The 12,635-nt window shown below is 62.3% G+C and carries 12 protein-coding genes; 3 read left to right on the top strand and 9 right to left on the bottom strand.

What is annotated here, in order from left to right:
• Positions 1–5 precede the first annotated feature (5 nt).
• From lepA to rpoE, 5 genes are all read right to left on the bottom strand, one after another.
• Positions 6–1,805 carry a translation elongation factor 4 gene (lepA, locus tag ACIPZF_RS14375; RefSeq protein WP_400800329.1) on the bottom strand — a complete coding sequence of 600 codons (1,800 nt, stop codon included), beginning with the start codon at positions 1,803–1,805 and terminating at the stop codon, positions 6–8.
• A gap of 183 nt (positions 1,806–1,988) precedes the next feature.
• Complete coding sequence (locus tag ACIPZF_RS14370; protein ID WP_400800595.1) at positions 1,989–3,392, bottom strand: DegQ family serine endoprotease; 1,404 nt, start codon at positions 3,390–3,392, stop codon at positions 1,989–1,991.
• 209 nt (positions 3,393–3,601) lie between these two features.
• Positions 3,602–4,567, bottom strand: coding sequence for a MucB/RseB C-terminal domain-containing protein (locus tag ACIPZF_RS14365; RefSeq protein ID WP_400800326.1), 966 nt, complete (start codon positions 4,565–4,567; stop codon positions 3,602–3,604).
• Positions 4,568–4,579: 12 nt separating this feature from the next.
• Positions 4,580–5,170, bottom strand: a complete 591-nt coding sequence (locus ACIPZF_RS14360) for a sigma-E factor negative regulatory protein (RefSeq protein ID WP_400800323.1) — start codon at positions 5,168–5,170, stop codon at positions 4,580–4,582.
• Between the two features lie 31 nt (positions 5,171–5,201).
• Positions 5,202–5,783: an RNA polymerase sigma factor RpoE gene (gene rpoE / locus ACIPZF_RS14355; protein ID WP_011535354.1), complete on the bottom strand. Its 582-nt coding sequence runs from the start codon at positions 5,781–5,783 to the stop codon at positions 5,202–5,204.
• Positions 5,784–6,218: 435 nt separating this feature from the next.
• On the opposite strand from rpoE, the gene nadB reads away from it, so the two are divergent.
• Entirely contained in the window at positions 6,219–7,823 is a 1,605-nt protein-coding gene (gene nadB / locus ACIPZF_RS14350; RefSeq protein WP_400800320.1) for an L-aspartate oxidase, read from the top strand.
• A 92-nt stretch (positions 7,824–7,915) separates the two neighbouring features.
• On the opposite strand, the gene ACIPZF_RS14345 is transcribed toward nadB, so the two are convergent.
• Together ACIPZF_RS14345 and ACIPZF_RS14340 are read right to left on the bottom strand one after the other, a co-directional pair.
• Positions 7,916–8,374, bottom strand: coding sequence for a protein YgfX (locus ACIPZF_RS14345; protein WP_400800318.1), 459 nt, complete (start codon positions 8,372–8,374; stop codon positions 7,916–7,918).
• Positions 8,358–8,612 carry a succinate dehydrogenase assembly factor 2 gene (locus tag ACIPZF_RS14340; RefSeq protein WP_008094993.1) on the bottom strand — a complete coding sequence of 85 codons (255 nt, stop codon included), beginning with the start codon at positions 8,610–8,612 and terminating at the stop codon, positions 8,358–8,360. The genes ACIPZF_RS14345 and ACIPZF_RS14340 overlap by 17 nt, the downstream gene beginning before the upstream one ends.
• Positions 8,613–8,745: 133 nt before the next feature.
• On the opposite strand from ACIPZF_RS14340, the gene ACIPZF_RS14335 reads away from it, so the two are divergent.
• Both ACIPZF_RS14335 and ACIPZF_RS14330 read left to right on the top strand, forming a co-directional pair.
• Positions 8,746–9,687 carry a YgfZ/GcvT domain-containing protein gene (locus tag ACIPZF_RS14335; protein WP_400800315.1) on the top strand — a complete coding sequence of 314 codons (942 nt, stop codon included), beginning with the start codon at positions 8,746–8,748 and terminating at the stop codon, positions 9,685–9,687.
• Positions 9,688–9,718: 31 nt separating this feature from the next.
• Positions 9,719–10,525 carry an HDOD domain-containing protein gene (locus tag ACIPZF_RS14330; protein WP_400800312.1) on the top strand — a complete coding sequence of 269 codons (807 nt, stop codon included), beginning with the start codon at positions 9,719–9,721 and terminating at the stop codon, positions 10,523–10,525.
• Between the two features lie 12 nt (positions 10,526–10,537).
• On the opposite strand, the gene ACIPZF_RS14325 is transcribed toward ACIPZF_RS14330, so the two are convergent.
• Entirely contained in the window at positions 10,538–11,917 is a 1,380-nt protein-coding gene (locus ACIPZF_RS14325) for a sensor histidine kinase (protein ID WP_400800310.1), read from the bottom strand.
• Positions 11,910–12,581: a response regulator gene (locus ACIPZF_RS14320; protein ID WP_400800307.1), complete on the bottom strand. Its 672-nt coding sequence runs from the start codon at positions 12,579–12,581 to the stop codon at positions 11,910–11,912. The genes ACIPZF_RS14325 and ACIPZF_RS14320 overlap by 8 nt, the downstream gene beginning before the upstream one ends.
• Positions 12,582–12,635: the final 54 nt, after the last annotated feature.

The following is a 12,635-nucleotide window of genomic DNA, read 5'->3' as shown; positions in this document are numbered from 1 at the left end:
AGGACCTAGCTATCCAACCTGAGCACGGCGAGGAAGGCTTCTTGTGGAATCTCCACGTTGCCTACCTGTTTCATGCGTTTCTTACCGGCCTTCTGCTTCTCCAGCAGCTTCTTCTTACGGCTGACGTCACCGCCGTAGCACTTGGCCAGTACGTTCTTTCTGAGCGCCTTGACGGTTGTCCGCGCAATGATCTGGCCGCCGATGGCTGCCTGGATCGCCACATCGAACATCTGCCGCGGGATCAGTTCCTTCATCTTCTCGGTCAACGCACGGCCTTTGTAGGCCGCGTTGTCGCGGTGCACGATCAATGCCAGGGCATCGACCTTGTCGCCGTTGATCAGTACATCCAGCTTGACCAGGTTGGCCGACTGGTAGCGATCGAAATGATAGTCCAGCGAAGCATAGCCGCGGCTGGTGGACTTGAGGCGGTCGAAGAAGTCCAGCACCACCTCGTTCATCGGCATGTCGTAGCGCACCTGCACCTGGCTGCCGAGGAACTGCATGTCGCGCTGCACGCCACGCTTCTCGATGCACAGAGTGATGACGTTGCCCAGGTGCTCCTGCGGCACCAGGATGGTCGCGGTGACGATCGGCTCGCGGAAGTCGGTGACCGACGAGACGTCAGGCAGCTTCGACGGGTTGTCGACGACAATGGTTTCACCGGTTTTGAGTTCGAGCTCGTAGATCACGCTCGGCGCAGTGGTGATCAGGTCCAGGTCGTACTCGCGCTCCAGGCGCTCCTGGATGATCTCCATGTGCAGCATGCCGAGGAAGCCGCAACGGAAGCCGAAGCCCAGTGCGTCGGAGCTTTCCGGCATGTATTGCAGCGACGAATCGTTCAGGGTCAGCTTCTGCAGTGCATCGCGGAAGTCCTCGAAATCGTCGGAGCTGACCGGGAACAGGCCGGCGTACACCTGTGGCTGGATCTTCTTGAAGCCTGCCAGCATTTTAACTTCAGGCGTCGAGGAAAGGGTCAGGGTGTCACCGACCGGTGCACCATGGATGTCCTTGATGCTGGCGATGATGAAGCCTACTTCACCGGCTTTCAGATCAGCGGTCTGGGTGTGTTTCGGGGTGAATACGCCGACGCTATCGACCAGGTGCACCTTGCCGGTGGACTTGACCAGGATCTTGTCACCCTTCTTGACGCGGCCCTGGCGCACGCGCACCAACGACACCACGCCCAGGTAGTTGTCGAACCAGGAGTCGATGATCAAGGCCTGCAGCGGGGCATCGATCTCGCCTTCGGGCGCCGGAATGGTGTGCACCAGGCGCTCGAGCACTTCGTCGACGCCCATGCCGCTCTTGGCGCTGCAGGCCACGGCGTCGGTAGCGTCGATGCCGATGATCTTCTCGATCTCGTCCTTGACGCGGTCCGGGTCGGCCTGGGGCAGGTCCATCTTGTTCAGGACTGGCATCACCTCGAGGCCTTGCTCGATGGCGGTGTAGCAGTTGGCGACGGACTGAGCTTCAACGCCCTGGCCGGCATCCACCACCAGCAGCGCACCTTCACAGGCGGCCAGCGAGCGCGAGACTTCATAGGTGAAGTCGACGTGGCCAGGCGTGTCGATGAAGTTCAGCTGGTAGGTCTTGCCGTCCTGAGCTTTGTAGTGAAGCGTGACGCTGTGGGCCTTGATGGTGATCCCGCGTTCGCGCTCAAGGTCCATGGAATCGAGGACCTGGGCTTCCATTTCGCGTGCCGACAGGCCACCGCACATCTGGATGAAACGGTCGGCCAGCGTCGACTTGCCATGGTCGATGTGGGCGATGATGGAGAAATTGCGGATATGACTCAAATCACTCACGGGTCAACACTCGGAAAAGGCTGCGAGCCGGACGCCCGCCGAAAAATAGCCGGGAATTGTACCTCAACCAGCAGGGATATGGGAGATTCCTCTGTCGCACCTTACCGGCCATTTCAGGCAAACAATTGTGAACGTTCATGAAAAAGGGCAGCCGAAGCTGCCCTTTCCTACTTGCGAGCCAGATTACTCAGCCAGCTTGAAGGTGATGAAGCTGGCACGGCCTTGGCGCAGCACACGCATCGAAACCGAACGATTCTTCGGCAGATCCTTGGCAATTTCGGTGAACTGCTTGGCCGACGTGATCGCCTGGTTGTTCAGGTGGCTGATGACATCACCCGGTCGCAGGCCGATCATCGCCGCCGGGCCTTCCTGAACCTCCTTGATGACCACACCGCCCTTGAGTTCCAGCGACTTTTTCTGCTCGGCAGTCAGGTCGGACACCGACACGCCCAGGCGGTTGCTGCTGCGCTCGGCGCTGCCGTCGGCGCCGGTGGTGCCGATGTCGGCGTCGTCATCGGGCATCGCACCGATGGTCACATCCAGGTTCTGGCGCTTGCCGTTGCGGATGATCTCAAGCTTGGCCTTGGCGCCATCCTTCAACGTGCCGACCAGGTGCGGCAAGTCGGCCGACATGACGATCGGCTGGCCGTTCATGCTCAGGATCACATCACCCACCTGCAGGCCGCTCTTGGCTGCCGGGCCATCTTCCAGCACCTGCGCCACCAGGGCCCCAGCCGGTTTATCGAGACCGAACGATTCAGCCAGGTCCTTGTTGACCTCCTGGATCACCACGCCCAGCCAACCGCGGCTGACCTTGCCATCCTTCTTCAGCTGGTTGGAAACATCCATGGCGACGTCGATCGGAATGGCGAACGACAGGCCCATGAAACCGCCCGAGCGGGTAAAGATCTGCGAGTTGATACCCACCACTTCGCCGTTCATGTTGAACAGCGGGCCACCGGAGTTGCCCGGGTTGATGGCCACGTCGGTCTGGATGAACGGTACATAGGTGTCATTGGGCAGGGTCCGGCCCTTGGCGCTGACGATACCTTTGGTCACCGAGTGGTCGAAGCCGAACGGCGATCCGATGGCCAGTACCCACTCACCGACCTTGAGCTTCTCGGAATCGCCCAGCTTGACGGTCGGCAGGTTCTTGCCTTCGACCTTGAGCAGCGCGACGTCGGTGCGCGGATCAGTGCCGACCAGCTTGGCCTGCAGCTCACTGCGGTCCGACAGGCGGACGACGATTTCGTCGGCGTCGGCGACCACATGGTTGTTGGTCAGCACATAGCCGTCAGGCGAAATGATGAACCCCGAACCCAGCGATTGGGCCTCACGCTGGCGATCCCCACGAGGAGAACGCGGCTGCTGCGGGGTGTTGCGCTCGAGGAATTCGCGGAGCATCGGCGGCAGGCCTTCAAGGTCCGGCATCTGCCCGGCTGCAATGCGGCGATCCGGCAGCTTTTGCTTGGTACTGATGTTGACCACCGCTGGCGAGGCCTGCTCGACCAGCGTGGTGAAATCCGGCAGAGGGTCCTCAGCCTGGGCGGTGAGCACCTGGCCGAGCATGAGCACGGCGGCGAACATCGATAGGTAGGGTTTCAAGCGAGGTATTGACATACGGCTCCCGTCACAACGAGCGTAGTTAGCGTAAGACCCCTGCAAAAGCAGGAAAGGCCAGACTCCAAGAAGCCTGACCTATAGAAAATTTAGAGATGGATTGCAAATGACAATGCTTTAATTTCATTTCAGCCGCATGTCCGACCGCCTTGCACAGGGGCTGATAAAGCGCGCCATCACTGGCGCGCCTGGGCATCCTGGGGCCGCATCGACAGCGCAACGCGCTCTGCAGTACCCAGTGGAATTTCGCCGACCACGGTCACCATCACCTTGCCCTTGGGCGTGTTCAGGCGTCGCGAAACAGCCGAGGTAGGCCCGAGCTGGGTCCGCACATCAGCGGTGGCATCTTCTTTCACCGGCTCGAAAAATACCGAGAAACGCGCCAAGCCGTCGTCATACATCAGGCTACTGACAGAACTGTCGCGGGAAGTGTCACGGCGCACCGTGCTGTTGATCAGTTCGAATCCTGGCGGCACCCAGTCCGACCTCCAGCCTGCAACGGCCTCGGTCTTCGCAGTGGCCATGCGCTCCACCGGCTTGCATGCGGCACTGGCCTGCAGATCGGCGTCGGTAGGCAGGTCGTCAGTATCGAGGCGGGTCATCTGGAAGCGTTCGAGCAATTGCCCCTTGTCGTTGAGCATCAACGAGCGCAGCGGCAAACCGGTCTTTCTGTCCAGATGCAGCTCAAAGGCGTAACGGTGCTGGTCACGAGGCGTCAGCGTGACGATCACGGCATCGCGGCCGGCGACACGCGCCTTTCCCGCAACACCCAGGTCGTACCAACTCATCAACTTGAGGGGATCGAGCATGCGCGGCGCAGCGTCGGGCAGGTTGCTCACTCCACTGGCGAGGGCACCGCTGACGCACTGCACCTTGCCATCCACGCGCACGATTTCCTGGGCGGCGCCATCGAGCTGCAGAAGCCGCTCACTGATTTTGCCGTCCTGAACGCGATGCCAGATATCGTGGGAAGAGAAGCTGCCATTTCGTTCGTAGACGAAAGAGCCCTGGTAACTCTGCTTTTGCTCGGCTTGTGCCAGCTTGTTCAACCACTCACTCGCCTCAGGCGAGGAGTTGGCTGCCAACGCTGGCACCGTCATGCAGCTGCCTAACAGCAGCGACAGGAGAGGTAGCGCGCGCATGATCCTCCTTACTTAGCGGTTTTCCAGGCTGGCGGCGCGGGCGTACGGCAGGGCGGTTTCGGTGCCCTTGAGTGCCGATTCCTGCGCATGCTGGCGCAGATAGCCGGGCAGACGCTGATCCCAGCCGGCCTGGTTCTGCAGCACGCCGTTGGCCATTGGCCCGGTCGGTTGCTCACTGCTTTCACTATAGCCTGCCAACACGGCTGGTCCCTGAGTTTGTGGCATGCTCAGGCCTTGCTGGGCAGGCTGCTGCGAAGCCAGCTCGGCACCCGTGATCTCGTCCTGGTTATACATGCGTACACCCGCCAGTACTGCGACGGTAACCGAGGCGGCAACGGCCAGACGGCCAAGGCTGCGCCATGGGCCTTGCTTGACCTTGGCCGGCACGGCTTCATCGGCCAGCGCGGCAGACACCGCCGAGGCGATATCCAATTTAGGCAGCAGCAGCTCCTTGTGCATCGCTGCGCGGGCTACCTGATAACGCGACCAGGTGGCACGGGTTTCGGCATCGTCGACGGCGCTCAGCACCCGTCGCAATTCCAGTTCGTCCGCTTCGTTGTCCATCACCGCGGACAGCGATTCTTGCAAAGCTTCACGACTCATGGCGGTTCCTCTCTTGGCTGTCGCCGCTGTCTCAGGATTCCTGCAACAACGGCTGCAGGGCTTTGTCTATGGCCTCCCGAGCGCGGAAGATTCGAGAGCGCACGGTACCCACCGGACATTGCATGACACTGGCAATGTCTTCGTAACTCAAACCGTCGAACTCGCGCAGGGTCAAAGCCGTGCGCAAATCTTCGGGCAGTTGCTGGATGGTGCGATGGACAGTGCCTTCGATTTCATCCCGCAACAGGGAGCGCTCTGGGGACTCGAGATCCTTGAGACCATGATCGCCGTCGTAAAACTCCGCATCCTCGGAGCTCACATCGCTGTCTGGTGGCCGTCTTCCACGGGACACCAGGTAGTTCTTCGCCGTGTTGATGGCGATGCGGTACAGCCAGGTATAAAACGCACTGTCTCCGCGGAAATTGCCAAGCGCACGGTAGGCCTTGATAAAGGCTTCCTGTGCCACATCCTGGGCCTCGTGGGTGTCGTGTACGAACCGCACGATCAACCCTAGAATCTTGTGCTGATACTTCAGCACCAACAGATCGAACGCTCGCCTGTCACCGCGCTGAACGCGCTCGACAAGCTGCTGATCCTCTTCCTGGGTTAGCATGAACACTCCTCAGTGAACTTGAAGGAGCGTTGCAAAAGCCATCGTTCAGGCTTGCAAACATAGACTCGGGCTTTTCGCAAAAGTTCTCTCCTCCAAGCAAGTTTCCTGCGGCCCTTGGTCGGCTCGCACGGAAGACGCGGCGCGGGCACGGCCGGCTGCGTCGATAATCAGGTTTCGGATACGCAGGTGTCAGCCCGGATAGAGCTGCCGCCACGCGTCGCCGCGCGAAATTATGGCGCACGGGCAGCCTTCATAGGATTTCCGGTCGTGTAGGAAAGTTCCCATCAAGATTACCGTAACGTCGTAGGTGGCATGGAAATGGGCCACCGCAGGCTGCTATAAAGGCAGCCCGGCCTGCATTCACGATAGTTTCACAATGCCATCTGCGCGTGACTATTGTGCCGTGCCCCTCCCAAAGATTACTAGTGTCCCGACATGAGCCAACAATTCCAACATGATGTCCTGGTGATCGGCAGCGGCGCCGCCGGTCTCAGCCTGGCACTGAACCTACCAAGCCACTTGCGCATTGCCGTGCTAAGCAAAGGCGACCTGAGCAATGGCTCTACCTTCTGGGCCCAAGGCGGTGTCGCTGCGGTGCTGGACGACACCGATACCGTCCAGTCCCATGTCGAGGACACCCTCAACGCCGGTGGCGGCCTTTGCGACGAAGCAGCGGTGCGCTTCACCGTCGAGCACAGCCGCGAGGCCATCCAGTGGCTGATCGAACAAGGCGTACCCTTTACCCGCGACGAACACTTCAGCGTTGACGACGGCGGCTTCGAGTTCCACCTGACCCGCGAAGGCGGCCACAGTCACCGGCGCATCATTCATGCCGCCGATGCCACGGGCGCAGCCATCTTCACCACTCTGCTCGACCAGGCCCGCAAGCGCCCGAACATCGAATTGCTCGAGCAGCGCGTGGCGGTCGACCTGATTACCGAGCGCCGCCTGGGCCTACCGGGCGATCGCTGCCTGGGCGCTTATGTGTTGAACCGCAACAGTGGCGAAGTAGACACCTTCGGCGCCCGTTTCACCGTGCTGGCCACCGGCGGTGCGGCCAAGGTCTATCTGTACACCAGCAACCCAGACGGTGCCTGCGGCGATGGCATCGCCATGGCCTGGCGCGCCGGGTGCCGGGTGGCCAACCTGGAATTCAATCAGTTCCACCCAACCTGCTTGTACCACCCTCAGGCCAAGAGCTTCCTGATCACCGAAGCCTTGCGTGGCGAAGGCGCCCTGCTGCGCCTGCCCAATGGCGAACGTTTCATGCCACGCTTCGACCCCCGCGAAGAGCTGGCGCCGCGCGATATCGTGGCCCGCGCCATCGACCACGAGATGAAGCGCCTCGGCGTGGACTGCGTGTACCTCGACATCACCCACAAGCCGGCCGACTTCATCAAGAGCCATTTCCCGACCGTCTACGAACGTTGCCTGACCTTTGGCATCGACATTACCCGTCAACCCATTCCGGTCGTCCCCGCCGCCCACTACACCTGCGGCGGTGTGGTGGTCGATGACCGTGGCCATACTGATGTGCCAGGCCTGTACGCCATCGGCGAGACAAGCTTCACCGGCCTGCACGGCGCCAATCGCATGGCCAGCAACTCGCTGCTGGAGTGCTTTGTCTACGGCCGCTCCGCCGCTGCCGACATCCAGGCGCACCTGGATCAGATCGCCATGCCGAAGGCCCTGCCCTGCTGGGACGCCAGCCAGGTCACCGACTCGGACGAGGATGTGATCATTGCGCACAACTGGGACGAGCTGCGGCGTTTCATGTGGGACTACGTGGGCATCGTGCGCACCAGCAAACGCCTGCAACGCGCCGAGCATCGCGTCCGCCTGCTGCTGGACGAGATTGATGAGTTCTATAGCAACTACAAAGTCAGCCGCGACCTGATCGAGCTGCGCAACCTGGCCCAGGTAGCGGAGCTGATGATTCGCTCGGCCATGCAGCGCAAGGAAAGCCGCGGGTTGCATTACACCTTGGATTACCCAGGGATGTTGCCTGAGGCCAAGGACACCATCCTCAGCCCGAGCTGAGTATCGGCGTCGCCTTCTTCGCGGGGCAAGCCCGCTCCCACAGATTCTGTGGGAGCGGGCTTGCCCCGCGAAGAAGGCGGCACGGTATCAGCCTATTGCCCCGCCACCTCGGCCCACCTGCGCCGGCTGAACTTCAGCCTCACCCGCAAACGCCGATGCTGATCAGCCTCCAGAGCATCCTTGACGATACATTGGCTTTCGCTAAACCAATGCCCTGGGCGAACAAACCGCAACACCACAAATCCGGGAAGCGCCACACTGTCCCGACACAGGCGCACCGCCTGCCAGCCCTCGGCACGGCTGAACAGCCGCCAGCCAAGCGCATCGCGCCGCAGGCCGGTGACGGCATGGGCATGGGTCAGCAGGATACGTCGGGGGATTACCCAGCAGGCATGGGCCAGACCAGCGCCTGCGACAGTAAGGCAAAGCCACCAGGGCAAGGCACTCAACCACAAGGCAAACTGCGCCACCCCCTGGCAAGCCAGATAGGACGCCAGCAACAGGCGTGAACCCTGCCAGCGGCACTCGAAACACTCACTTGGGTTGGACACGATCCAGGATGATGCGGACCATGCGCTGCAGCTCCGGGTCTTCAGACTCGGTACGCTCCATGAACCAGCCGAACATGTCCTGATCCTCGCAGCTCAACAGGCGCACGTAGAGTTCGCGGTCGGCTTCGCTCAGGGTCGGGTAGACTTCCTGGGTGAAAGGCACCAGCAGCACGTCGAGCTCCAGCATGCCACGGCGGCTGTGCCAGAAAAGCCGGTTGAGTTCAGTTTGTTCGACCATGGGGCCCTCCTCAAATGGGCCGCCAGTATACAGCCCGGCGCAAGAAGCGGCACGAGGCGTTGGTCTAGTCACCTACCTATTTTGTTACTGGCGTTCTATGATGGCCGCCAGTCTTTAGCCACCGCGATCCCCCATGGCCGATTCCGCTTTCTTCAGCCCCCTGTCCCACGAGGGCATTCTTGCCGTCCGCGGCTCCGACGCCGGCAAGTTTCTGCAGGGCCAGCTGACCTGCAACATCAACTACCTCAGCCTCGAGCACGCGAGCCTTGGCGCCCGCTGCATGGTCAAAGGGCGCATGCAATCGAGCTTTCGCATCGTGCCAGAAGGCAATGGTTACCTGCTGGCGATGGCCAGCGAACTGCTCGACGCGCAGTTGGCCGATTTGAAGAAATATGCGGTGTTCTCCAAGGCCACGCTCACCGACGAAAGCGCCGCTTGGGTGCGTTTCGGCCTGCAGGACGGTGATGCAGCGCTGCAGGCGCTGGGCGTGAGCGTGCCGGCCAGCGCAGGCGCCACCGCGCGTCATGAAGGTTTGATCGCCATCGCCGTGTCCGAAGGACGCGTCGAACTCTGGGCGCCTGCAGACGCTGCTGCGAGCGTTCGCGAAAAGCTCGCCGCCGCGCTCCCCGAAGGCAGTCTCAACGACTGGCTGCTGGGGCAGATCCGCGCCGGCATCGGCCAGGTCATGGGCCCGACTCGCGAATTGTTCATCCCGCAGATGATCAACCTGCAAGCGGTCGATGGCGTGAGCTTCAAGAAAGGCTGCTATACCGGCCAGGAGATCGTCGCCCGCATGCAGTACCTGGGCAAGCTCAAGCGCCGGCAATACCGCCTGTCGCTCGATCAGTCGGACATCCCGGCACCCGGCACCGAAATCTTCTCGCCCACCCATGGATCGTCGGTCGGCGAAGTGGTTATCGCGGCCAGTACAGCCCATGGTTGCGAACTGCTCGCGGTGCTGACGGCCGACGCGGTGGAGGACGACAACCTGCACCTGGGTAGCCCGCAGGGCCCGCGCCTCGAGGTGTCGAGCCTGCCTTACGAACTGGACCGCGATCGGGAAATCCAGCGCTGACCAGCCCGCCACTCCTGCGCTAGAGAAGTACATGAACAAGCTGGCCGAGATGGTTCAAGCACAGTTGCTCGCTGCCATCGCCAACGATGACCTGGTATTGCCGACCCTCCCGGAAGTCGCCCTGAGCATCCGCGAGGCCGCCGAGAACACCGAGATCAGCGTTGCCGCCCTGAGCAAGGTGATCGGCCGCGATGCCGCCCTCTCCGCACGCCTGATCAAGGTGGTCAACAGCCCGCTGCTGCGCGCGGCGGTCGAGGTGACCGACCTGCATACGGCCATCACCCGCCTGGGCATCAACTACAGCTGCAACCTGGCGATCGGGCTGGTGATCGAGCAGATTTTCCATGCCCGTTCTTCGGCTGTTGAGCAAAAACTCAGGGATATCTGGGCAAACAGCCTGGAAGTAGCAGGCATCAGCTATGAACTGTGCCGTCGCTACACACAGCTGAAACCTGACCAGGCGACCCTCGGCGGGCTGGTTCATCAGATCGGTGCGCTGCCGGTGCTGATCTACGCCGAAGAACACAACGAACTGCTCTCAGACCCGGTCTGCCTGCACTATGTCATCGAGCAGATCCAGCCGGTGCTGGGGGACAAGATTCTGTCTTCGTGGGAGTTCCCCGAGCAGCTGGTCAACCTGCCGAGCCAGGTGCAGGACCTGGACCGTCAAACCGACAAGGTCGATTATATCGACGTGGTACAGATTGCCCGCTGCATCAGCCAACGCGGGCGTAGCCGGCCACTGGCGGCACTGCCGGCCTACCGCCATCTTGGCTTGCCCTACGGCACGGAGCTCGAGGTAGGCGAGCTGCTGGAAGCACGGAGCATGTTGCGTTGATCACGCGCCCAATCAGTCGGCAATAAAACTTACCCGCACCTTCAGCCCGCCGTTTTCGCCATCGTGCAGGCTGATCTGGGCCAGATGCGCACGGCAGATCTCGCCAACGATCGCCAAGCCCAACCCGCTCCCCTGCGCGCTGCGCCGATAGAAGCGTTCGAAAACCCGCTCCCGCTCATCTTCGGGGATTCCTGGCCCATCGTCCTCGATCTCGAGTACCGCCGGTGCCAGCACGCGCAAGATCACATTACCGTCCGCCGGGGTATGGGCCAGCGCGTTGTCCACAAGGTTGCTGAGCAACTCGTTGAGCAACGTCGGCTCTCCCCTGAGCCACACCGGAGCCTCGGCCTCCAGCGCCAGAGCCACACCCCGCTTGTGCGCCAGCGGTGCCATGGCCATGCCCAGTTCGCGGGCCAGCTGGCTCAGGTCCAGGCGCTGCGCGCCACCTTCGGCGATTGCCCGCGCGCCATTCTCCACCCGCGCCAGCGACAGCAATTGATTCGCCAAATGGGTCAGGCGATCAGTGCCCTGCGCGGCTGACTCCAGTGTCTGTCGCCATTCCTCGGGCTGCTGCGAGCGCAGGCCAAGCTCGACCCGCGCCTTGAGCGCAGCCAGCGGCGTCCGCAACTCGTGGGCGGCCTCGGCAATGAATTGCGCCTGGCGCTCGAACTGCCCGCGCAAACGTTCGGTGAAGTGGTTCAAGGCACGTACCAGCGGGCTCAACTCACGCTGGACTTGCACCAGCGGCAGCGCGCGCAGGTCGTCCGGCTGGCGCTCCTCCACCGCCGTGCGCAGGCGCTCCAGCGGGCGCAGCGCAGCGCTCACCGCGAACCAGACCATCACCAATGCGCCCAGCGCCAACATCCCCAAGCGTAGCAAGGTGTCTGCCATCAGCCCGCGCGCCATGCTCACCCGCGCCTCTTCGGTCTCGGCTACACGGATTTCCGCCATCCCGTTCATGTTCGGCTCGCTGACCGCCTTCAGCAGGCTGACAACGCGCACGTCCTGGCCCAGATACCTAGCGTTGTAGAAGCGCGCCAGCGCCGGGTAATCGTCTGTGCGCGGCGTGCCAGGCGGCGGGGGCGGCAGGTTTTCGTAGCCCGATATCAGCTTCTGGTTGATGTCCAGCACCTGGTAGTAGATGCGCCCGGCACTGTCGTAGGCGAAGGTGTCCAGCGCCACGTAGGGGACATCGGCGCTGAGCGTGCCATCGCGCTGCGACAAGCCGGCGGCGATAGTCCGCGCCGAGGCAAGCAGCGTGCGGTCGTAAGCGGTGTCGGCAGCTTCGCGGCCATTCCAGTAAGCACTCAGCCCGCTGGCCAGCATCAGCACCACCAGCAGCAGCGCCAGGTTGCCTAGCAACCGCCCGCGCAGGCTGCCGTTGTCACGCATCGCGGTGCTCCAGCAAGTAGCCCAAGCCCCGGAAGGTGACGATGGCCACCGGCTGGCCGTCGAGCTTCTTGCGCAGGCGGTGGATGTAGATTTCGATGGCGTCGGGGCTTGCTTCTTCATCCAGACCGAAGACTTGGGCAGCAAGCTGCTCTTTGCTCATCACCCGCCCTGGGCGGGCGATCAACGCTTCGAGCACGCTCTGCTCGCGGGAGGTCAGAATCAAATTGTCCTCGCCAAGGCTGAAGCGCCGGGTATCGAGGTCGTACACCAGCGGCCCGCAGCGCTGCTGGCGTTCGCCACCGAGCACGCTGCGACGCAGAAGGGCCTTGACCCGGGCTTCCAGCTCGGTGAGCTCAAAGGGTTTGGCCAGGTAATCGTCGGCCCCCAGATTCAAGCCATGCACCCGATCCTTCACATCGCTGCGCGCGGTCAGCATCAGCACGGGCAAGGTCTTGCCGCGCCCACGCAGGCGCGCCAGCACTTCAAAACCATCCATGCGCGGCAGGCCGACATCGAGCACGGCAACGGCGTACTCCTCGCTGGCCAGCGCCAGGTCGGCAGCCACGCCATCATGCAATACATCCACGGTCAAGCCGTGGCTCTTGAGGGCCTGGGCCACGCTTTCGGCCAGTTGCAGATGGTCTTCGACCAGCAGCACACGCATCGGATTCTCCCTGCTCGGGTGGGGCGGTGGCGCGGAGTGTACCGCTGTCGCCCG

The sequence above is a fragment of the Pseudomonas sp. NPDC089752 genome, assembly GCF_044748725.1.
In the GTDB taxonomy this organism is placed as follows: domain Bacteria; phylum Pseudomonadota; class Gammaproteobacteria; order Pseudomonadales; family Pseudomonadaceae; genus Aquipseudomonas.
The sequence above is the reverse complement of the archived record's forward strand: the minus strand, read 5'-3'. Positions and strand labels throughout refer to the sequence as shown.